At 69.7% G+C, this 21,337-nt stretch carries 16 protein-coding genes; 6 read left to right on the top strand and 10 right to left on the bottom strand.

Annotated elements, in window-relative coordinates:
* Positions 1-36 precede the first annotated feature (36 nt).
* On the top strand, positions 37-1,812 hold the full coding sequence (locus AC11WY_RS02030) for a CocE/NonD family hydrolase (RefSeq protein ID WP_482922016.1): 1,776 nt from the start codon (positions 37-39) through the stop codon (positions 1,810-1,812).
* Here the strand turns inward: AC11WY_RS02030 and AC11WY_RS02025 are convergent.
* From AC11WY_RS02025 to AC11WY_RS02015, 3 genes are all read right to left on the bottom strand, one after another.
* Positions 1,796-2,986 carry a glycosyltransferase gene (locus tag AC11WY_RS02025; protein ID WP_482922014.1) on the bottom strand — a complete coding sequence of 397 codons (1,191 nt, stop codon included), beginning with the start codon at positions 2,984-2,986 and terminating at the stop codon, positions 1,796-1,798. The two genes, AC11WY_RS02030 and AC11WY_RS02025, sit on opposite strands and share 17 nt — an antisense overlap.
* The gene (locus AC11WY_RS02020) at positions 2,970-5,168 is read right to left on the bottom strand and encodes a GumC family protein (protein WP_482922012.1); all 2,199 of its coding nucleotides are present in this window, start codon (positions 5,166-5,168) and stop codon (positions 2,970-2,972) included. The genes AC11WY_RS02025 and AC11WY_RS02020 overlap by 17 nt, the downstream gene beginning before the upstream one ends.
* Positions 5,169-5,364: 196 nt before the next feature.
* Entirely contained in the window at positions 5,365-6,786 is a 1,422-nt protein-coding gene (locus AC11WY_RS02015; protein ID WP_482922010.1) for a hypothetical protein, read from the bottom strand.
* A gap of 115 nt (positions 6,787-6,901) precedes the next feature.
* Between AC11WY_RS02015 and AC11WY_RS02010 the strand changes: the two genes are divergently transcribed.
* The gene (locus AC11WY_RS02010) at positions 6,902-8,572 is read left to right on the top strand and encodes a hypothetical protein (protein WP_482922008.1); all 1,671 of its coding nucleotides are present in this window, start codon (positions 6,902-6,904) and stop codon (positions 8,570-8,572) included.
* On the opposite strand, the gene AC11WY_RS02005 is transcribed toward AC11WY_RS02010, so the two are convergent.
* The gene (locus AC11WY_RS02005) at positions 8,542-9,735 is read right to left on the bottom strand and encodes a polysaccharide pyruvyl transferase family protein (protein WP_482922006.1); all 1,194 of its coding nucleotides are present in this window, start codon (positions 9,733-9,735) and stop codon (positions 8,542-8,544) included. The two genes, AC11WY_RS02010 and AC11WY_RS02005, sit on opposite strands and share 31 nt — an antisense overlap.
* A gap of 172 nt (positions 9,736-9,907) precedes the next feature.
* On the opposite strand from AC11WY_RS02005, the gene AC11WY_RS02000 reads away from it, so the two are divergent.
* On the top strand, positions 9,908-11,128 hold the full coding sequence (locus AC11WY_RS02000; protein ID WP_482922004.1) for a glycosyltransferase family 4 protein: 1,221 nt from the start codon (positions 9,908-9,910) through the stop codon (positions 11,126-11,128).
* Here the strand turns inward: AC11WY_RS02000 and AC11WY_RS01995 are convergent.
* Both AC11WY_RS01995 and AC11WY_RS01990 read right to left on the bottom strand, forming a co-directional pair.
* Positions 11,107-11,898, bottom strand: a complete 792-nt coding sequence (locus AC11WY_RS01995) for an HTD2 family dehydratase (RefSeq protein ID WP_482922002.1) — start codon at positions 11,896-11,898, stop codon at positions 11,107-11,109. The genes AC11WY_RS02000 and AC11WY_RS01995 overlap by 22 nt on opposite strands.
* A complete protein-coding gene (locus tag AC11WY_RS01990; RefSeq protein ID WP_482922000.1) occupies positions 11,895-12,440 on the bottom strand; it encodes an NADPH-dependent FMN reductase in 546 nt (181 codons plus the stop codon). Before AC11WY_RS01990 ends, AC11WY_RS01995 begins: the two co-directional genes overlap by 4 nt.
* Before the next feature lie 111 nt (positions 12,441-12,551).
* On the opposite strand from AC11WY_RS01990, the gene AC11WY_RS01985 reads away from it, so the two are divergent.
* Complete coding sequence (locus AC11WY_RS01985; protein ID WP_482921998.1) at positions 12,552-14,216, top strand: thiamine pyrophosphate-binding protein; 1,665 nt, start codon at positions 12,552-12,554, stop codon at positions 14,214-14,216.
* Positions 14,217-14,317: 101 nt separating this feature from the next.
* On the opposite strand, the gene AC11WY_RS01980 is transcribed toward AC11WY_RS01985, so the two are convergent.
* From AC11WY_RS01980 to AC11WY_RS01970, 3 genes are all read right to left on the bottom strand, one after another.
* The gene (locus tag AC11WY_RS01980) at positions 14,318-15,142 is read right to left on the bottom strand and encodes a C40 family peptidase (protein WP_482921996.1); all 825 of its coding nucleotides are present in this window, start codon (positions 15,140-15,142) and stop codon (positions 14,318-14,320) included.
* Positions 15,143-16,525 carry a leucyl aminopeptidase family protein gene (locus AC11WY_RS01975; protein WP_482921994.1) on the bottom strand — a complete coding sequence of 461 codons (1,383 nt, stop codon included), beginning with the start codon at positions 16,523-16,525 and terminating at the stop codon, positions 15,143-15,145.
* Positions 16,526-16,679: 154 nt separating this feature from the next.
* The gene (locus AC11WY_RS01970; protein ID WP_482921992.1) at positions 16,680-17,045 is read right to left on the bottom strand and encodes a hypothetical protein; all 366 of its coding nucleotides are present in this window, start codon (positions 17,043-17,045) and stop codon (positions 16,680-16,682) included.
* Positions 17,046-17,207: 162 nt separating this feature from the next.
* Here AC11WY_RS01970 and AC11WY_RS01965 point away from each other — a divergent pair, with 162 nt between their 5' ends.
* Positions 17,208-17,858, top strand: a complete 651-nt coding sequence (locus tag AC11WY_RS01965; protein ID WP_482921990.1) for a carbonic anhydrase — start codon at positions 17,208-17,210, stop codon at positions 17,856-17,858.
* Positions 17,859-17,913: 55 nt separating this feature from the next.
* Positions 17,914-19,578, top strand: coding sequence for a hypothetical protein (locus tag AC11WY_RS01960; RefSeq protein ID WP_482921988.1), 1,665 nt, complete (start codon positions 17,914-17,916; stop codon positions 19,576-19,578).
* A 52-nt stretch (positions 19,579-19,630) separates the two neighbouring features.
* Here AC11WY_RS01960 and AC11WY_RS01955 read toward each other — a convergent pair whose 3' ends face one another.
* On the bottom strand, positions 19,631-21,247 hold the full coding sequence (locus AC11WY_RS01955) for a mucoidy inhibitor MuiA family protein (protein WP_482921986.1): 1,617 nt from the start codon (positions 21,245-21,247) through the stop codon (positions 19,631-19,633).
* Positions 21,248-21,337 lie beyond the last annotated feature (90 nt).

The following is a 21,337-nucleotide window of genomic DNA, read 5'->3' as shown; positions in this document are numbered from 1 at the left end:
CCCCCGTGCTGCCTGCGCCGATCATAGGCCGCGCCGATGAAGAGGGGAATCGCTCTCCTTGCCGTGCTGGCCGCCCTGGCGGGGGGCATCGTGTGGTTCCGCGCGCCGCTGCACCGGCAGGTGTCGCTGCTGCGCGACCGGCTTGCGTTCCGCGCCTTCGTCCGCGCCCTGCCCGCCACCCGACAGGCCGACGTGATGATCCCGATGCCGGACGGCGTGCGGCTGGCGACCGATGTCTACCTGCCCAAGGGGGCTGTCGGCCCCTTGCCCGCGATCCTTGTCCGCCTGCCCTATGGCAAGACCTTCTACGCCGAGGCGCGGCACTGGGTGCAGGTGTTCACCCCGCTGGGCTACGGCGTGCTGGTGCAGGACATGCGTGGCCGCTACGGATCGGGCGGCACCTTCGCGCCCTATCCGCATGAGGCCGCGGACGGTGCCGCCACACTGGCCTGGATCGCGGCGCAGCCCTGGTCGAACGGCAAGGTCGGCACCATCGGCTGCTCGGCGCTGGCCGAGTCGCAGGTGATCCTGGCCGCCCGGCACCCGCCGCAACTGGCCGCGATGATTCCCATCGGCGCCGGCGGGGCGATCGGCACGTCGGCGGGCACCTGGGGTTTCTTCGGCCTGTTTCAGGGCGGAGTGTTCCAGCTCGCCTCCGGCTACGGCTGGTTCACCCGTTGGGGCGGCAAGACGCCCGACCACATGGATACCGGCCCGATCGACTACGCCAAGGGTCTGGCGACCCTGCCGCTGCGCGACTCCGTGGCGCGAACCCGAAGCGATCCGACCGACTACGAAGGACTGCTCGACGGGTTTTCCGACCCGGCGTTCGGGGCAAAGTCAGGCTTTGTCGCCGATAGCGACACGTTCCAGACCCCGGCGCTGATGGTCGATACCTGGTATGATCCGAACGTCGGCTCCGCCCTCGCCCTGTCGGCGCAGATGCGCCGCACCGCGCCGGATCAGCATCTGCTGATCGGCCCCGGTCTGCATTGCGAGTTGACCGATGCCTTCGACGCGGGCCTTCTGGGCGACCTGCCAGTCACCGGAAAACCACGGCCCTTCGACGCGCTGTTCACCGCGTTCATGGCGCAGCACCTGTTGGGCGCGCCACCGCCCGCGCTGCCGCCCTACCGGTTCTATGTGCTGGGCGAGGATGTCTGGCGCGATTCGCAACGCTGGCCGCCCGAGGGGGCCGCGCCAGTGACCTTCGCGCTGACGGGCGAGAGCCTGACCGACGGGGCCAGCGCAGGCATCCGCAGCTTCACCTCGGACCCGGCGAACCCGGTGCCGTCGGTCGGCGGCGCGATCTGCTGCACCGGCGACCCGGCCAGCCGAGCGGGTCCGCTGGACCAGCGGCCGGTCGAAAACCGGCCGGACGTGCTCAGCTACACCTCGGCCCCGCTGACCGCCCCGCTGCGCATCGCCGGGCCGATCAGCGCCACGCTGACGGTCACGACCGACGTGCCCGATACAGATCTGGTGCTGACGCTGACCGACGTTTTCCCCGACGGGCGTTCGCTGATGATCCAGACCGGCGCGCAGCGGCTGCGCTATCGCACCGGCTACGCTACGCCCACCCTGATGACGCCTGGCACGCCCGCGACCGTGACCGTCAGCCTGCTCGACATCGCCTGGCTGGTGCGACCCGGCCACCGGTTGCGGCTGGATGTGGCCGGGACCAGCTTCCCCCGCCTCGCGCGCAACCTGAACGGCGGCAGCGCCGACCCCTACCGTGAGACCGTGCCGCATCCGGCGCGGATCACGATTTCCGCGCCGTCTACATTGCGACTTTTCAGCCTGCCCGACTAAGCCAGACCGGCCCGATATCGACCCCAAGGCGCGACAGGCTGGCAGCGATGCCACGGCGGAACGCGGTTTCGTCGAACCGGCGGGCATGGGCGACCAGCGGGCCGGGGTCGATCCGGTCGAACCCCGCGCCCTCGAACCGCTCCACCGCGTCGATCAGCCCATCGACGGACTGGTCGTTGAACAGGTAGCCGGTCTTGCCGTCGATCACCGTATCCAGCGCGCCGCCCCGCCCGTAGGCGATCACCGGACGACCCGAAGCCATCGCCTCCACCGGAACGATGCCGAAATCCTCCTCGCCCGGGAAGATCAGCGCCTTGCAGCGGGCCAGATGGTCGCGCAGCACCGGGAACGGCACCTGGCCGAGGAACGTGACATTCGGCCCGGCATGTTCGGCCAGGGCACGGCTGGCCTTGTCCGGCCCGCCGATCACCACCAGCCGCTTGCCCATCCGGGTGAAGGCATCCACCGCCAGGTCGGGGCGTTTGTAGGGCACCAGTTCCCCGGCCCAGAGGTAGAAGTCGCCGACCTCGGACCGCGGCACCGGCGCGAAATCACCCACCGCCACCGGCGGATGCACGACGTCGGACTCGCGGCGCCAGTACTTGTGAATGCGGTTCGCGACATGGGTGGAGTTCGCGGCGAAGGCATCCACCCGGGCGGCGCTGGCGGTATCCCAGGCGCGCAGGTCATGCGCGAGACGCGGCATCAGCGTCCGCATCAGCGGGCTGGCCGAGTCGCGGTAGACGGAATACTGGTCCCAGAGATAGCGCATCGGCGAGTGGCAGTAGCACAGGTGCGGCGCATCCGGCGGCGGGATCACGCCCTTGGCCGGGCCGGATTCGCTGGAGATGACAAGGTCGTAACCGGTCAGGTCCAGCTCTTCCAGCGCGCGCGGCATCAGCGGCAGATACTTCTGGTAAAAGCGCGACGCGAACGGCAACCGCCCCACCCGCGTGGTGCGGATGCGGTGCGCGTTGATCGTCGCGCTGACCCGCCCCGGCACATGGACATGGGTGTAGATGTCCGCATCGGGGAACATCCGGCACAGGGCCTCCAGCACCTTCTCGCCGCCGCGCATCCCCACCAGCCAGTAGTGGATCAGGGCGACACGGCGGCCCCCGGTTTCAAGGCGGCGCGGCAGCAGCGGCAACGACAGATCAGCGCGAATAGTCATAATTACCTGCATACACATCGGGGCCGGTTTTCGGGTCGACGAGGGTCAGCACAAGACCGCTGACCGGCACGCCCGCTTCGGCGAACTGGGACAAACCCTTGGCCACGCCCTGACGCTCGGTGGAGCGCCAGCGGACAAGGTAAAGACTTTCGTCAACCGCCTGGGCCAGCACCAGCGCGTCGGCAACCGCCAGCGCCGCGGGGGCATCGACCAGGACAAGGTCGTAGGCTTGCTTCAGGGAGGCCATCATCGGCTCAAGCCAGCCGACCGACAGTTCATCCGCCGCGTCGGGGCGCGGGCGAGATGCCGCAAGGATGTCGAACCCGAGCTTTTCGTCGTGCAGGATCGCCTCGCTCAGCGAACAGGTGTTGGCGATGAAGTCGGCGAAGTCCCTGGTCATGCGCCAGCCAAAGGTCTGGCTGAGGGTCGAACGGCGCAGGTCGCCATCGATCACCAGTACCCGCTTGCCCGCCAGCGCCGCCATCCGCGCCAGCGCCAGCGTGGTCGTGGTCTTGCCTTCACCCGGCACCGACGAGGCGATCAGCACCGCCCGCGACATCGCGCGCCCGTCCTTGACCATCAGCGCCGTGCGCAGATGGCGGATGCGTTCCGCGTAGGCGCCATAGGGTCGTTTCGACAGCTCGCTCCAGGCGCCAAGCGGTGAATTCCAGTGCCCGTCGGGGATCGCGGCCAGCACCGGCAGGCCGGTCTCCTGCTCAAGCTCGGAGGCGCGGGAGAAGGTGGAGGAGGTCATTTCCTGGAAGAAGACGATGCCGAAGCCCAGCACTAGCCCGACCATGCCGCCGATCACCGCCATCAGCACCGTGCGCGGCGACGAGGGCACGCTGGACACCGTCGCCCGCTCGATCAGACGCGAGTCCGGCTGCTGCATCTGCTGCTCGGTCCGGGTCTCGTTCAGCCGCGACAAGAGGTCATCGTAGCCGGTGCGGGCCGAGTCGGCGATGCGTTCCAGCTGGCGCAGGCCGATCGTGCTTTGCGACAGATCGACGACGCGCGATTCCATCTGCGCGATGCTGGCCTGCATCGTGTCCTCGCGCAGCGTTGCGGTGGCAAGGTCGCTTTTCTTCTGGCCGACGATCTTCTGCACCTCGGTCGCGATGTCGCCCTGCACACCCTTGATCTCGGTCGCCAGCCGCACCCGCTCGGGGTGGGTCGGCCCGTAGTTCGACGCCCAGACGGCATCCTGGCGCTGCAAGTCCATCACCTGCGCGTTCAGCGCATCGAGCGTCGGCGAAGACACGATCTGGCTGACCGCCGCCATGCCGCCCTTGGCGATGACATCCTCCAGCCGGTTGTAGGCGGCTTCCGCGGCGATCCGGTCGGCGCGCGCGATCACCAGCTGGTTGTTCAACTCGCCAAGCTGCTGGGTTGCCGCGTCAAGTGTGCCGCCATCGGCCAGCAGGTGCTCGGCCCGGTACCTGTCCACCGCCGCGTCGGACTGCTCGACCTCCACCTTGGTCTCGGTCAGCCGGTCCTGCAGCCATTTCGTCGCGTCGCCCGCGGTGTCGCGGCGGCCCTGCACCTGGCTCAGGATGAATTCATTGGCCAGCGCATTCGCCAGCTTCGCGGCCAGCACCCGGTCGGGGTTGGCCACCGCAATGTCGATGACGTTCGCCTGAAGCTCGCGCGTGACGGTCAGGTTCCTGGTGACCTCCCAGGTCAGGCGTTCCTTCTTGGCCTCCTCGGGCGTCAGCAGGCTGACCCCTTTGGGCTTGGACGGCAGCAGCGACGTTGCCGCCCCGATGACCCGATCAATCAGCGACGGCGGCCGGTTCGCCGGGTCCATCGCGTCAAGATTGTTCATGCCGATCTCGTCGATCGCCTTGCCGATCAGCACGTTCGAGGTGATCTCCGAAACGACGCTGTTCACCGCCTGGTCGTTGACCGCCAGATCCTGCACGACCTGCTGCGAGCTGGCCACCTGCGGCACCCGCGCCTCGATCATGATCTTCGACACGGCGCCGTATTTGGGGGTCATCAGCATGGCCGCGGCCAGCGCAAGCCCCAGGCCAAGGCCCATGCCGCCGAACACCACGCGCCGTTTGCGCCAGATCAGCGCGAACAGATCGCGCACGTCGACGCGGTCAGGCGCATCGGCGGGCCGCAGTCGGCGGCGCAGGGCCACCGCTGCTGTCTCGAAGGGCAGCAACCGACTGTTCATTGCATCTCTCATTCGGGAGGATTGCCCCCGTGGCGCTAAGGAACGACGCCCCAAGCCCCGAACCGGTGCCCCCGCCGGTCGGCGAACGCTCGCCCCACATCCCAACTCTGGCAGAAGCGAGGCAGCGGTCAAATATAAGCTTGTCAAAAGGTTACCTTGACCCGGCGACAGCTACAATCGCCCCGCACAGGTCGGATTACACCGCGCTGCGGAACCAATCTGCGGGCCGCGTCAGCGCCCGTGATTCGACCACGGCGCCCCGCGACAGGCCAACGGCGAGCCCGGCCATCGCGAAGAAGATGATGCCCAGATCGGGGGTGGGCTGCGTCAGCATTGCCGAGATGAACATCGCCAGGCACCCGGCCTGCAACCCGGCGATGGCTGCGGCGCGGTCGCGATCCTCGCGTCGGGCCGGAGCGGCGAACAACGCCCCCAGGAACGCAAGGTAAAGGCCGGTGCCGATCACCCCGATGCTGCCAAGACAGGCCAGCAGCCAGTTCGACGCGCGCATGCTGCCCAGCCCGGCGCCCATCAGCGCGGTATCGGTGAAGTTCTGGAAGGCGCGCAGGTTCCAGCTCATCCGTTCGATCCCCGAGGCGGTATCGAGCTTGTCGAACAACGCGCGGTCGAAGAACGCCTTGACGTCGTCGATCAGGGCATAGCCTGCCCCGACCGCCAGCGCCGCCAGCCAGATCCCGATCACGCCCCAGATCACCAGCGACAGGATCCGCCGGTCGGCGCTGCGCCCAAGATCGCGCGCCACGGCGATCGCCCCCACCGTGACCAGGAACGCCGCCATCGAGACATAGGCCGAAGACGAGGTGGACCGCACCAGCACCAACGCCGTCATCACCAGCGCCCAGCCCGTCAAGCGCGAGGGCGTTGCGCGCAGCCAGTAGACCAGCCAGAAGCCGAACATGCCAAGCGTGTAATAGCCAAACGACGACGCCTCGGAAAAGCCGCCGATCATCCGCTTCAGCCCCGCCATCGCGACATCGGCCATGATCGCATAGTTTGCGGTGCGGATCGGCTCCATCAGGATGCCCGCGCCGACCATCCCCGTCATCACGTCCAGCCACCCCAGCGCGACGTTCAGGAACGCCGCCACCGCCATCGCCCGCACCACCGTGGCGGTATCGGGCTCTTCGCGAAACACCGTGGCCAGCGTGAAGAAGGTGAAACCGTCCAGCAGGACGCGGAACAGTTGCGTCAGGTTGCCTGTGGTTGCATGCAGCCCGACCGAGATGATGCCCGCCGTGTTGGCGCTGCGGTCGATGCCGAACACTTCGGTCTGCCCCTCGAAAAGGCGCGGAAACAGGATGGCCGAAACGGCCGAGAACACGATCAGCAGGATCAGGAAGAACCCCGGCTGAAAGGGCCGCATCGTGCCGAGAAGCCGCGAGGTGGAGCAGGGCTCCAGCCACAGGAGCGTGAACATGGTGATCGCCGCGATGTCCGTCACCATGATCGAGGCGCCGCCCGCCGCGGGCAGGTTGAACGCCGCCGCCACCCCGAAAGGCGTGGTGGCCATCAGCACCCAAAGCCCGCGCATTGGCCCCTTGATCGCCAGGGCAATCATGACGAACAGGGCGAAGGGGGTGCTGAGGACGACTTGCATGACGCTCTTGGATCGGTGACGGCAGGGGAGCATAACCGCTGCGCCGGGAAAAACGAGCGGCGGTGGCACGAAAAACTGAATACGATGCAGCGAAACGATGACCGGAGCCGCCACCATGCCCGCCCGCCTTGTCTGCGCCCTTGCCCTGCTGGCCGCGCTGCCCGTCGCGGCGCTGGATCTGCGCGGGCCGGAACTCGGCGCGGCGTCGAACTTCGGACAGCTCTGGGCACCCGCGATGTTCAAGGCGGCACAGGCGCTTGGCCTGCGCAACTTTCGCGACGCGGTCTATTGGGACGAGGTCGAACAGCCCGGCGGGACGTTCACCTTTGCCACGATGTCGACGACCTACCCCGCGATGGTGGCCGCCGCAGGCCAGACCATGAGCCTGACGGTGAACAACGGCCACCCCGCCTACGACGGCGGCGTGACGCCCTACACCCCCGCCGCCATCGCCGCCTTCGCCCGCGACGCGGCGGAAACGGTGAAGCGGTTCCCCGCGATCACCGCCGTCGAGGTCGGCAACGAGATCAACAGCGCCAACTTCGTCACCGGCCCGCTGAAGGCCGCGCCGCTGGATCAGCGCGCGCTCGGCTACCTCGCGATCCTGCGGGCGGTGCATGACGCGGTGAAGGCGGTGAACCCCAAGGTGCGCATCCTTGGCGGCGGGGTGCATTCGATCCCGGTCGGCTACCTCGCGCCGATGTTCGCGGCGGGGGCGGCGGGCGCGATGGATGCCCTGGCGCTGCACACCTACACCACCCCGGCCGAGCAACTGGTGCGCCAGATCGCCGTCTTCCGTCGGCTTCCGGGTGCCGCCGATCTGCCGCTTGACGTCACCGAGTTCGGCGAGCCCGATCCGGCGAAGGCGCCGGGGTTGCTCTTGCGCAACTACTGCCAGATGGCGCTGGCGGGAGTGGATCGCGCGGTGTGGTATCCGCTGAACCCGCGCGGCGACGGGCTGGCGCCGCTGATCGACGGCGCGGGCCAGATCACGGCCACCGGCCGCGCCTTCCGCCAGATCGGCAGTCTGATGGAGCGGTTGCCGGTCGCCGATGTCGCGCCCGACCCGTTCACCTACGCCTGCCGCTTCGGCGACCGGACGCTGGTCATCTGGGGCGCCGCCCGCGCCCTGCACCTGACGCGCCCCGGCCTGACGGCGACCGACCCCACCGGGACGGCGCTGGACCCGGCGACACTCACCCTGTCGGAAACCGATCCGATCACCGTGACCGGCCCCGCGCCGCTGACGCTGGGCACCGACGTGACGCTGGCGCCGCAGACCGTGATCGCCGACAGCTACGACCAGTTCGCCTATCCCGGTGTGCCGGGCCAGCCCGCCGACCCCTTCACCCGCGTCGCGCTGGAGGGCGACACCGTGCTGGCGCTGGAAACCCACGGCGGGCAAGACCGTCAGGGCGCGCCCTGGACGCCCTACCTCGGGGTGCCGGGCACCACCTTCGCGCGGCTCACCGCCGACGTGCTGTTGCCCGGCACCCATGCCGACAAGCAGGTGGTGATCGTCCACCGCTTCACCGCGCCCGCCGACATGACCGTGACGGCCGAATCGCGGCTCAGCCCCGCCAGCCACAGCGAGGATGGCATCCGATATGACCTGACGCTGAACGGTGCGCCGCTGGATGGGGCGGTGCTGACCGCGCCAGCGGATCGCACCACCGCGCCCTTGCACCTGAAGCGCGGCGATGTGCTGGCCTTCGCCGTCGGTCCCAACGTCACCCCGACCGGCGACGCGACCGACTACCGGTTCACGCTGCGGCGAGCGGACTGAACGGCGGCGGCAACCGCGGCCTCGGTCTCGGCCAGCACGCGGGCGTGATGCCCGGGATCGGGGCGCAGCTTTAGCGCCGCGGTCAGCCGATCGGCCACGGCGGCGGCGGCAACCCCGTCGCCCCCGGCAAAGGCGGCCTCGGCCCCGACCGAGGCGAAGAAACTTTCCACCTTGCGGTCCCAGCCAAGGCCGACGACCGGCAGGCCATAGGACCAGGCGACGATGCAGGCATGCAGGCGGTGCGCGACAACCGCCTTCATTCCCGCGATGGTCAGCGCCAGATCGCGCGGTGTCGCCGGTGGCGGCGCCAGCGAGACAACACCGGTCAGCACCATCGCCGCGACACCCGGATCGGCGATCACCGCATCCAGCGCGGCGCGATCCTCCTCGGCGCCATTGCAGAACAGCGTGACCCTGTGGCCCGCATCGACAATCGCCGCCGCCAGATCGCGAAAGAAGCCGATGCCGCCCTCGCCCGCCCCGGCCACCGCCGAATCCGCGTGATAGCGCAGGATCGCCGGATCGGTGACGCAAAGCCCGATGCGCCGGGTCTTTTGCGGCGCCGGTCCATAACACGCCGCCGCCAGCAGGCCGGGGTCGCGCGTCAGCACCGGCACCGGGCCGCGCCCGCCGGTTTCCGCCAGCCAGGCCTGCCGCGAGCCTTCATCGCGCAACCCGACCTGCCGCAGATCGCACCCGAGCACCTGCGCGAACAGCACCCGCCCCTCGGCCGACCAGCCGCCCTGCACGCCGACCGCGTGGATCGCCAGCGGCACGCGCGCCGCGCGCACCACGCTGGCTGCCCGGGCGATCTTGAGCGGGAAATTCAGATCGGCGTCGGCAAAGATCTGCCCGCCGCCGAGGATGACCACCTGCGCCCCGCGCACCGCCCGCGCCCAGTCGGGTTCCACCCGGTCGAGCATCCGGCCCAGCCGCCAGCGCACCAGCCGCCGCCGCAGCGGACCCGGCACCAGCCCCAGCACCTTCAGCGCCAGCGACCGGTTGCGCACCAGAACCTGCCCGAACCCGGACCGCCCCGACAGATCGACCATCTCGACCGTCGCCCCCGGCACCGTCTTGCGGACGGCATGGGCCAGACACTCGGCAATGATGCCGTCGCCCACATTCGGGCTGTAGCGCAATCCGAACTGCACCACCTTCATCGCCACATCTCCACCATCACGTCCCCGCCTTAGCATGGGGGGCGCGCGCGGTCCTGCCCGGTTCGCACCCGCTATCCTGCTGCGCCGTCGACAATGCCGCCCCACGTCACAATTTCACCCGGATTTCCGGCTAATCCGCAGCCCGGACACCCCCGTCAGCCGGACCCCGCCGATGCCCCTGCGAATCGTCATCATCAACGACGCGAGCACCGCCCGCGGCGGGGCGACCGGGCTGGCGCTGCTGTCCGCGCGGCTGATGCGGGCGCGGGGCCTTGGCGTGACGCTGTTCTGCGGCGATGCGGGCGACAACCCGGCACTGGCCGCGGACGGCATCGAGGTGGTGGCCGCGGGCGGGGCGCGCCTGCTGGACCAGTCGCGCGGCAAGGCGATGATGGCGGGCCTCTGGAACGCCGCGGCGCGCGATGCGCTCGCCGCCCATATCGCCCGCACCGACACGCCCGGCACGGTCTACCACCTGCACGGCTGGGCCCAGATCCTGTCGCCCGCGATCTTCACCGCGCTGCACCCGGTCGCCGCCCGCACCGTGGTGCACGCACATGATTTCTTCCTCGCCTGCCCCAACGGGGTCTTCACCGACTACCGCACCGCCACGCCCTGCCGCCGGGTGCCGCTCAGCCTCGATTGCCTGACGACGAACTGCGACAAGCGCAGTTACCCGCACAAGCTCTGGCGCGTCGCCCGCAGCGCCACCTTGCGCCGGGTGTTCGACCAACGACTGCCCTGGGGCGCCATCGCCACCATCCATCCCGACATGGCCCCGATGCTGGCGCTCGCCGGGCTGGACACCGCGCGGATGGTCACCCTGCGCAACCCGGTCACGGCCTGGAGTGCGACGCGGGTTCCGGCCGAGGCGAACCGGCAGTTGTTCTACGTCGGCCGCGTCGAGGAGGATAAGGGAGTTCGAGACCTGATCGCGGCGGCCGGGGCGGCCGGAATGCCGCTGACAGTGATCGGCGACGGGCCGCTGCGCGAACCCCTCGCGCGCGCCCATCCGGCCGTCACCTTCACCGGCTGGAAATCGCGCGAGGAGATCGGCGCGCTGGTGCAATCGGCGCGCGGCGTCGCGCTGGCCTCGCGCCACGGCGAACCGTTCGGGCTGGTGGTGGCCGAGGCACTGCAAAGCGGGCTGCCGGTGATCCTGCCGCAAAGCTCGCTGCTGTCGCGCGAGGTGACGGAACGCGGCCTTGGCTTCGCCTGCGACATGCGCGCGCCCGAAACGCTGACTGCCGCCATCGCCCGCCTGCGCGACCTGCCCGATGCCGAGGTGCAGGCGATGAGCATCCGCGCGATCCGCCCGGAAAACGCGCTGGCCACCTCGCCCGAAGACTGGGCGACCGCGCTTCTGTCGCTTTACGCCCGGCTGGTGGCGTAGCTCGCCTCGGCGTCCATGCACAGTCCCCCGCCCGGGCCAGACACCCAGAACCGGGTGCCCCACCGGCAGAGCCGCGCGCTGTCGGGCAGGCACAGCGGCGACGTGGCGCGAAAGCGGAAGCTGGCCAGCGGCCCCGGCGCCATGAGCATCAGAAGCTGCGCCAGCAGCGGGGCGTGGACGACGAGGCCGGGATAGCCTTCCACCTCGCGCGCATAGTCGAGGTCGTAGTGGATGCGGTGGCCGGTCATTGTCAGCGCCGAATAGCGCATCAGTGTCAGGGTGTAGAAATCGCGGCTGCGGACCTCGTCTGCCATCTCGGGCGGGTCGGGCGGCACCGGTTTCGCCTCGCCCGGCACCGGGTCGGCGCGGTAGACGAGGTCTTGCCATTCCGTCACGCACAGCGTGCCCTCCTGCCGGATTTCGTGGCGCAGGGTAACAAAGCCCAGCCGACCGCTGCGCCCCTCTTTCTCGTCGATCGATTCCATCTCGCTCTGCCGTTCGGCCGGGCGCCCGGCGTGCAGCGGCGCATGGAATTCCAGCCGCCCGCCCGCCCACATCCGGCGTGGTAGCCAGAGGTCGGGGATCAGGGTCTTCCCGCCCAGCCTGGGGTGGCCGTCGCGCCCCAGTTGCGGCTCGGGGCGCACATCCCAAAAATAGGCGCGGTGAAAGAAGGGCGGCAGCGGCTGCCCCTCGGCCCAGGTGTGGCCCAGCACCGCGGCCAGCGCGGTGGCGCGGGCCGGGTCCATCAGGTCGGTGACGGTCTCGGTCATCGCCGCACCGCCGCGGCGCGCAGGCCCGCCATCAACTCCTCCAGACCCTTCCGCTGCGGCTCGAGGATCAGCCGCCCCTCGCCGTCGAACCCAGCGCGGCCATCGGGCACCAGCAGCTCCGGCCCCTGCAGGACATGCGGCCGGAACGCCACCAGCATCAGCCGAAGCGCATATTGCGACCGGTCGCCGCCGCCGCGCCCGTCGGCCGCCGAGATGATCGCCACCGGCTTGTCGCGCAACGGCCGCCCCGAGGTGCGGCTGACCCAGTCGAGCGCGTTCTTCAGCACGCCGGGCGGCGCGCGGTTGTATTCCGGCGTTGCGATGATGACGGCATCGGATGTCGCGATGCCATCGGCGAGCCGTTGAACCGAGGCCGGAATGCCCTCGGCATCTTCCAGATCGCCATCGTAAAGCGGCAGGCGCAGGTCGGCCTCGGCATAGTCGGCGGGGCCGAACAGCCGCCGCGCCTCGGCCAGCAGCATCCGGTTGGCGGACCCCGCGCGCAGCGCGCCGGGGATGCCGAAAAGGCGGGGAAGGGTCATCGCACACTCCATGCTTTGCCGCGACGATAGGGCGCGCACCGGCGGGCGCAAGACCTTGCCCCTACGGAGCAGTTGCGCCACGGTGGCGCCGCATCGAAAACGGAGGGCGACATGCAGCGGCACGGCGGAAGGATTCTGGCGGATCAACTGGCGATCCAGGGGGTGCGGCGGGTGTTCTCGGTGCCCGGCGAAAGCTTCCTCGCCGCGCTCGACGGGCTTTACGACTCGGGGATTGCCAACATCGTCTGCCGTCAGGAAGGCGGCGCCGCGATGATGGCGGAAGCCTATGGCAAGATGACCGGCCAGCCCGGCGTGCTGTTCGTCACGCGCGGGCCGGGGGTCACCAACGCCTCGGCGGGCATCCACGTGGCCAAGCAGGATTCGACGCCGATGGTCGTCTTCGTCGGCCAGATCGCGCGCGGCCACCGTGATCGCGAGGCGTTCCAGGAGGTCGACTACCGCGGCGTTTTCGGCACCCTGGCGAAATGGGTGGCCGAGGTCGATCAGACCGAGCGGCTGCCGGAATACATCAGCCGCGCCTTCCACGTCGCGCGCTCGGGCCGCCCCGGCCCGGTCGTGCTCGCGCTGCCCGAGGACATGCTGAGCGCCGTGGCGGACGTCGCCGACATTCGCGCCCCGGCGCCGGTGCCCGCCGCCGTCAGCCCGGCGCAACTGGCAGCGGTGGTGGAGGCGCTGGCGGGGGCCGAGCGGCCGCTGGTGGTGGTGGGCGGCTCGCAATGGTCGGCGGAGGCGGCAACCGATCTCGAACGCTTTGCCGAGGGCTTCGGGCTGCCGGTGGCGGTGACGTTCCGGCGGCAGGACCGGATGGACAACCGCCATCCGAACTACGTCGGCGATCTGGGCGTGGGGATGAATCCCAGGCTGGGCCAAAGACTTCAGGCGGCCGATTGCCTGCTGGTGCTGGGTGCGCGGCTGGGCGACATCGCGACGGGAGGGTACGAACTTCTTGACCCGGCGGGGCCGCTGCCGAAGATCGTGCATGTCTACCCCGACCCGGACGAGTTGGGTCGCGTGTTCCGCCCCGACCTTGGCATCGCGGTCCCGGCACCGCAGATGGTGGCCGAACTGGCACGACTGAACCGGCCCGCGACCCCGGCCTGGGCGGAGCGGACCAAGGTCGCGCGCGCCGAGTACGAGGCCTGGCGGCAGCCGGTCGAAACCCCCGGCGCGGTGAAGCTGGAACGGGTGGTGGGCTGGCTCTCGGCGCATCTGCCGGACGACGCGATGCTGACCAACGGCGCCGGAAACTTCGCCGCGTTCCTGCACCGTTACCACCAGTTCAAGCAGACCGGCACGCAGCTTGCGCCGACCTCGGGCAGCATGGGCTACGGCTTTCCGGCGGCGATCTCGGCGAAGCTGGAACACCCCGGCCGCGTGGTCGTCTGCCTGGCGGGCGATGGCGATTTCCAGATGACGCTGAACGAGTTTTCCACCGCCGTGCAGCATGGCACGGCGGTGATCGTCATCGTGGCGAACAACGGCCGCTATGGCACGATCCGGATGCATCAGGAACGCCACTACCCCGGGCGGGTGTCGGGCACCGACCTCGCCAACCCTGATTTCGCGGCATTGGCAAGGGCTTACGGCGGGCATGGCGAGATGGTGAGCGACGGCGAAGACTTCGCGGCGGCGTTCGAACGCGCTGTCGCCGCGGGCAAACCGGCAGTGATCGAGCTGAAGCTGGACCCCGAGATGCTGTCGACCGGCATGACCGTCAGCCAGACCCGGGCGCTGGGGGAGAGGGCGAAAGCCTGACGGCGCGCGCAGCGGCGCAAGCCGGGGGGCCGTCTGCCCCCCGGCCCCCCGAGGATATTTGGGAACGGAAGAAAGCACGCGATCGAAGCGGTGCCGCCGCGCTAGAGTCGCTTGCGGGCGATCACCGGGCCCTCGCCTGCCGCGAGGATGCGCGTGACGGCGCGGGCATAGGGCTCACGGGTCACGGCCATCGCCGCGCCGTTCGCATGCAGGATCGTCTCGGCATCGGACATCAGGGCGACGTGGCCCTTCCAGAACACCAGATCGCCGCGCCGAAGGGGCTCGTCGTCGGCCAGAAGGCGGCCGAGGCGGGCAAGCTGCTGATCGCTGTCGGCGGGGCAGGCGATGCCGCAGGCGCGGCAGGCGGCCTGCACGAGGCCGGAGCAGTCGATCCCGTTGCGGGAATTGCCGCCCCAGAGGTAGGGCGTGCCAAGGAACGCCTCGGCCACCGTCACGGGGTCGGGTTCGACCGAGTCCACGGGCCGCAGGTGCATCGCGGGGACGAAGCGGCCGCCGTCAGTCTCGGCCCAGTGGCCGGCGTGGCCGACGATGGTGAGTTGCGCACCGAGCGACAGCAGCGCGATCTCGCGCAGCTTGAGGTTGGCCGCGGGGTAGAGGTGGGTGGCGGGCGCGGCGACCCGGTGGGTGGGGGCGGCGTCGGGGCCGAGGTCGGCCTCGGCCATGTAGCCGACGTAGCCGTCTTGCAGACGTTGCACGAAGGCCCAGCCGCCCCGGCGTTCGAGCACGAGGACGCGAGCGCCCAGCAGGAATTGCCGGTCGCGCGCACCATCAGGGGCGGCGAGCAGGTCGGCGAGCGGGGCGACAACGCGGGCCATCTCGCCCTCGGTGAAGCGGTCCGCCAACACCTTGCCGCGCAGCGAGGTGTGGGCGACGCGGCCGTTCGCCGGGGTCTCGCGCCGGTCCATCTAGAACCCCAGCAATTGCGGCAGCGCCTGCAACAGGGCGCGGGCACCCTGCCCCACGCCACCCTTGGGGCGGGCGGGCGCGTCGGCGGGCATGTGGCCGTAGATGTCGAAGTGCAGGTAGGGCGCGGCGGCCACGAAGCGGCGCAGGAAAAGGGCGGCGGTGATCGAGCCCGCGAAGCCGCCCGAGGGCGCGTTGTCGAGATCGGCGATGCCGGGTTCGATCAGCGGCTCGTAGGGCGTCCAGAACGGCAGCCGCCAGACCGGGTCGCGCACCCGCGCGCCAGCGGCGCAGAGAGCGGCGGCGTGAGCGTCCACGTCGGTGTAGAACGGCGCGAGGTCGGGGCCGACGGCGACGCGGGCCGCGCCGGTGAGGGTGGCCATCGAGACGATCAGGTCGGGCGCCTCTTCATCGGCCAGCGCCAGCGCGTCGGCCAGCACCAGACGCCCCTCGGCATCGGTGTTGTTGATCTCGACCGTCAGACCCTTGCGGCTGGTCAGGATGTCGCGCGGGCGCATCGCATTGCCGCCGATCGCGTTTTCCACCGCCGGAACGAGGACGCGCAGGCGCACCGGCAGGCCGAGCGCCATGATCATCTGCGCAAGGCCCATGACGGTGGCGGCGCCGCCCATGTCCTTCTTCATTAGGAGCATCCCGGCCGAGGGCTTGATGTCGAGCCCGCCGGTATCGAAGCAGACCCCCTTGCCGACCAGTGTCAGGCGCGGGCCGGTCGTGCCCCAGCGCAGATCGAGCAGGCGCGGCGCCCGCATCGAGGCGCGGCCGACGGCGTGGATCATCGGGAAGTTGCGGGCCAGCAGATCGTCGCCCAGGGTCACCTCGGCGGTGGCGCCGAAGCGTTCGGCGAGGGCGAGGAAGGCCGCCTCCAGTTCTTGCGGCCCCATGTCGCAAGCGGGGGTGTTGATCAGGTCGCGGGTCAGCGCCTCGCCCGCGGCGATGATCTCGAGGCGGGCGGCATCCACCCCTGCGGGCGGCTTCAGGAGCGCCAGGGCGGCACGGCCCGGGTGGTAGCGGTCGAACCGGTATCGCGCCAGAAGCCAGCCGAGCGCAGCCTCTTCGGCTTCGGCCGGGTCCAGCGGGCCTGCAATCTCCCATGCGCCCGCGGGCAGGACCGCGGCGGCCTTCGCGATCTGGAAACGTTGCCGCGCGCGGGTCGAGGCGTCACCAAGACCGATGGCGGCGCCCGCCAGCGCACCGCCCGCCCCGGGGATCAGCGCGACCTCGCCCGCGCCCGCGGCGAAGCCGGTCACGGCAAGCCAGGCCACCGTGTCGGGGCCGAGCGTGGCGCGCCAGCCGACCAGCCGCTCTTTCGTGACGACGTGAAGCGGCAGGGCGGCGGCATCGGCGGGCGCGAAGGTCAGGGGCATGGCGGGGCTTCCGGCTGTGGATCGGCGCCAGCCTAGAGCGGATTGCGTTCATGTTGAATCAGAATTCGCCGCAGGATCTGAGCGAATTCCGATGCCCTCGCGTCAGATGATACGCAATTCGCCCGGCCGTTCGCGATCCGCCCGCAAAGCCGGATCAGCAGCGCCCGCCGACGCGATCCCATTCGCTTGCCAAGGCCCGTTCCGCCAGCCGCAGGAGCCGCGCCCAGGTTGCCGCGATGGCCGTCGCCTCGCCCGACGCGACACTGTCGGCGACTGCCGCCGCCGCCTGCGACAGGCCGACCATCCCGACATGATCGGCGAGCCGCCGGAAACTGCGCAACCCGCGCGCGAAGGCGTCAAAGGCACCCTCGGCCGAGTAGGCCACCAATGATGACATCAGGAGTGCCATTTCCCCAGTGGCGCGGGCGACAAGGCTGTCCGCCCCCGCCGCGCCGAATTCGGCATAAAGCGCCGCCATCCGCGCCGGATCGAGGCAGATCGCCTCGACCGGGCGGAGCATCGTTACCCCACACACGTCGCACCCTCCTTGAACGCCCATCACCCGGGAATGACCCTGGCGGAGCGCGTTGAAGATTTCGTTGCAGCGCAGCGAAAAATGCCTCGAACTTGGTTCAAAACCGCCCTAGATACGCCTGACGCCCCCCGGAAGGACAGTCAGACGATGCCCCAGGCCCGGCCGCTTCCCGCCTACCTCGTTCAGCGCTACCACGGCTGGAAGGCCACCACCTTCGTCGAGAACAAGGCCTGGTATCGCCGTCTTGCCACCGAGGGGCAGCGCCCGCGCGCGATGGTGATTTCGTGTTGCGACAGCCGGGTCCACGTCACCTCGATCTTCGGGGCCGACGAGGGCGAGTTCTTCATCCACCGCAACATCGCCAATCTGGTGCCGCCCTCGAACCCCGACGGGCAGTATCACGGCACCTCGGCGGCGGTCGAATTCGCGGTGACCTCGCTGAAGGTGGCGCACCTGATCGTGCTGGGGCATTCCAACTGCGGCGGGGTCAACGGCTGCCACGCGATGTGCTCGGGCCAGGCGCCGGAACTGGAACAGAAGTCGAGCTTCGTCGGCCGCTGGATGGACATCCTGCGGCCCGGTTACGAGCGGGTGAAGGACATTGCCGACGATACCGAGCGGATGCGGGCGCTGGAAAAGCAGGCGGTGCTGATCTCGCTGGACAACCTGATGACCTTCCCCTTCGTCCGCGCCGCGGTCGAGGCCGAGAACCTGACCCTGCACGGCCTCTGGACGGAACTGGGCGAGGGCGGGCTGGAACAGTACGATCAGGCCAGCGGCGCCTTCATTCCGGTCTGAGGCTTGCCGGGGCTACGCGCACGGGCCATCGTGGCGCGAACGGGTGGGGGCGCGGATGAGCGCAGCAGACAACGCCTATGAATTTGCGCGGCAGTTGATCGCCGAGGCGAAGCGGACGGGGATGGTCGAGTTGGCGCTCAACCGCCCGGAAACCCTTGCGCTTACAGTCCTACCTCCGGAGATCGGGGAATTTGGGGGGTGTAGGGTACTCGAACTCGACCACACGCGGGTCACGAACCTCGCACCTCTCGCGGGGATGATCGGGCTCTCCACCCTGTCACTGAATAACACACAAGTCGCTAACCTTGCGCCGCTGGCGCGACTGACCGGGCTTCGGAACCTGTGGCTCGCCGGTACCCAAGTCACCAACCTCGCCCCGCTTGCGGGGTTGGCTAGGATTGAGTGGCTCGTCCTCGATGCCACCCAAGTCACTGACTTCGCGCCGTTGGCGGGGATGACCGGGCTTAGATCACTCTCGCTTAACAGAACACAGTTCGCCGACCTCGCACCGTTGGCGGGGATGACCCGGCTCAAGTGGCTCTTTCTCGGCGATACAAGGGTCACCAACCTTGCTCTGATGGCGGAATTGACCGGAATCGAGAGTCTGTCGCTCAACGCTGCCCGTGTCGTCGACCTTGGTCCGTTGTCAGGTTTGACCAAGATCACGATGCTCGGGCTGGAAGGAAGCGAGGTGTTCGACCTGCGTCCAATCCGCAAGCTGACTGGGTTGGTTGAGAACCCGTACGGTGCGGGGTTGGTTTTCAAAGACACTCCGGCAACTCGTGCGGATGCACAGATCGCACGGATAGCCGAAGTCGAAGACCCCAAGCAACGCGCGCGCGAGTTGTTCCGGTATCTGGAGGACTGGGTTCCGCCGGTGGTGCAGGTGGACGCGCCGGAACCGGACGCTCTGCTCGCTGTCACGATGGTCGACGGGCAGCTTGAGATCGCGGCCTCGCTGCCGTCGGAGGCGGAGCGGGACGAGCGGCTGAAGCGCGTTCTGCACGAGCGGTTGCGGCCGAAAGCGGCGGAACTGGCGCAACTGGCGGGGAACCGGTTTCCCTGGCTGGCGGCGCGGGCGCGGGCGCTGCTGTTGCAGGTGGACCGGCCATTCGACGACCTCGACATGCTGGCGCTGCATCTGGAGGTCGAAGACCTGTCGGCCAGCCTTGCGCGCGGGGCGGAGCGGGGGGGTGAGGAGGCCTATACGCCCGACGTCGCCGATGCGCTGGGCGATGTGGTGCGGATTGGGCCGGGCCTGACGCTCGACAATGCCGATGTGGAACGGCTGGAAGAGCGCAAGCGGCGCTATGCGGCGGACCCGCCGACGCCCGAGGTGAAGGCGGCGCATGACGCGCTGAGCGTAGCCGTCGCGGGGGATGAGCGGGCCATCGGGGACCGGCTTCGGGCGCTGGAAGCGCGGATCATGGAAGCACCCGAGGCGGCGAGCAGCGGGGCGGTGCAGGACGCGGCGCACCGGAACCTGCTGATCCGGGCGGGGCGGATGCTTGCCGGAAACATCATCGGCGGCGTCGCGGGAAATGCGGTGTACGCGCTTCTGACGGCCCACAGCCCCGAAATCGCCGTGGTCGCGTCAAGCTACGGGACGGCGTTCGCACACTGGTTCCTGCCGTTGCTGGATCAGGCGCGGGAGCTTGCCGGGATGGCGGCGAATGTGGAGATGCGGCCTTTGCCGACCGGCCCACGGAGGCGGCACTGACCGGGAGACCCCCGCTTGCGCGGGGGTGACAGCCTGTGAGGGGGCCGCCCCCCTACTGCAGCTCCTGCCCCGCGGGCCAGTCGAGCGTGGTGTCGAGCTGCACCTGCGTGGTCGCCCCCGGCCCGAGGTCGGCTTGCCAGCCCATCACGCCGCGCTTGCCGTCGATGTCGGTCTCGGTCGGCGGCGGCGTGGTGCGGGTGCGGATGACAAGGTCGTCCTGTTCCGAATAGGGCACGCTGGCCAAGATGCGCAGCGGCCAGGACTCTGCGGTCAGGTTCTCGACCTTGAGCACCGAAACCTCGTGCTGTTCGTTCGACTTCGACAGGATGCCGCGGTCGCCGGCCGATCTGACCGGCACCGTCACCGAGGCGCGCAAGCCGTCGATCGCCCCGAACCCGAGCGTCAGGTCGGCCCCCGCCGCCGTCAGCGGCACCGAACCCGTGCCCGCCACCGCGCCATCGGCAAAGAGCACCGCATCGCCGGGCAGCAGGATCTGGCCGCTGTCGTTCGTCGCCTTGGCCATCAGATAGGCGCTGCCGTCCAGCGCCGGTGCCGCCTCGGCGTAGACCTTGGCCTGCAGCGTCACATTGTCGAGCGTCAGGCGCGCCTGCTCCACCCCGCCGCGCAGGCTGGCGGGGCCGGGGTAATGGTAGCTCACCGTTTCCCCGGTGATCTCGGTCTGGGCGCGGGCCGCCACCGGGGCCGCCTTCGACGCCGCCATCACGGGCGCCTCCATCATCGGCGCGGCGGCATCGGCGACGACACCCGCGGGCGGCGGCGGCGCGATGCGGCGCAGGTTCGGGTAGACCTCGGTCGGCGCCGACTGCTCGGACGGCCGCGCCGTCGACAGCGTCAGGTCCACGTTCGTCCAGTCCTCGCCCGAGTTCTGCTTGACGAAGGCCCCACGCTCCAGCGTCAGCGTCTTGCCCTTGCGGTCCAGCCGCAGATCGTAGACCGGCCACCAGTCGGCGTTTTCCGTGTAGGTGGTGATCTCGATCCGCCCCGAACCCTCGACCGTCGCCAGAAGCGTCGCGTGCTTGCCCGCGTCCATCAACGCGGCCAGCGCCTGTTTCGCGCGGTCCAGCGCCTCGCGCTCGGGGATCAGCGCGCGTTCCGCCGCCAGCGCCTGCTGTTCGGCCTCGAACGAACGCCGGGCAGCGGCCAGCACCTCGTCATTCACCATCTGCGCCGTGGCGCGCAGATCGTCGGTCGCGGCGGCGGCGGCGGGGGCGCGCTGGTTCAGGCCGCGCAGAAAGCCGATCTCCTCGTCCGAGGCCTTCGCCTGCAACCGGATCTCGGCCACCGCCGCCAGCTTTTGCGCCAGCGCAAGGTCAAGCCGCGTCACCTCGTCCTGCGCCGCCTTCAGCTCGGGCGCGGTCAGGTCGGCGGTTGCGGGCTGCCGCCCCTCGGCGAGGCTCAGCGCGCCGATCGTGACGCCGTCGCCCGCCACCCGGATCGAGCTGGCATCGGTGCCTGCGGGCAGGTCGGGCACGATCAACTGGTTCGCGCCCGGCGGCCCTTTCACCTCGACCACGCGCACCACCTGGGCAAGGCCGGGAAAGATCGTCACGCGGGTGACGGTGGATCGCGCCTCGATGGTATCCGCCAGCAGCGCGGCGGGCGCGGTCGAGAACATGAATACGGCAAGCATGGTTGGAAATGGGCGCATCGGAACCTCCTGAAATATGGCTCCAGCGTTGGTCAATGGCGGCACAAAAGCAAGGGGGCAGCGCGACGCACCGTCGCCGCTTGCCACGAT

This window comes from Solirhodobacter sp., assembly GCF_964715405.1.
Note: the sequence above shows the minus strand (reverse complement) of the source record. Positions and strands in the feature narration are given on the sequence as shown.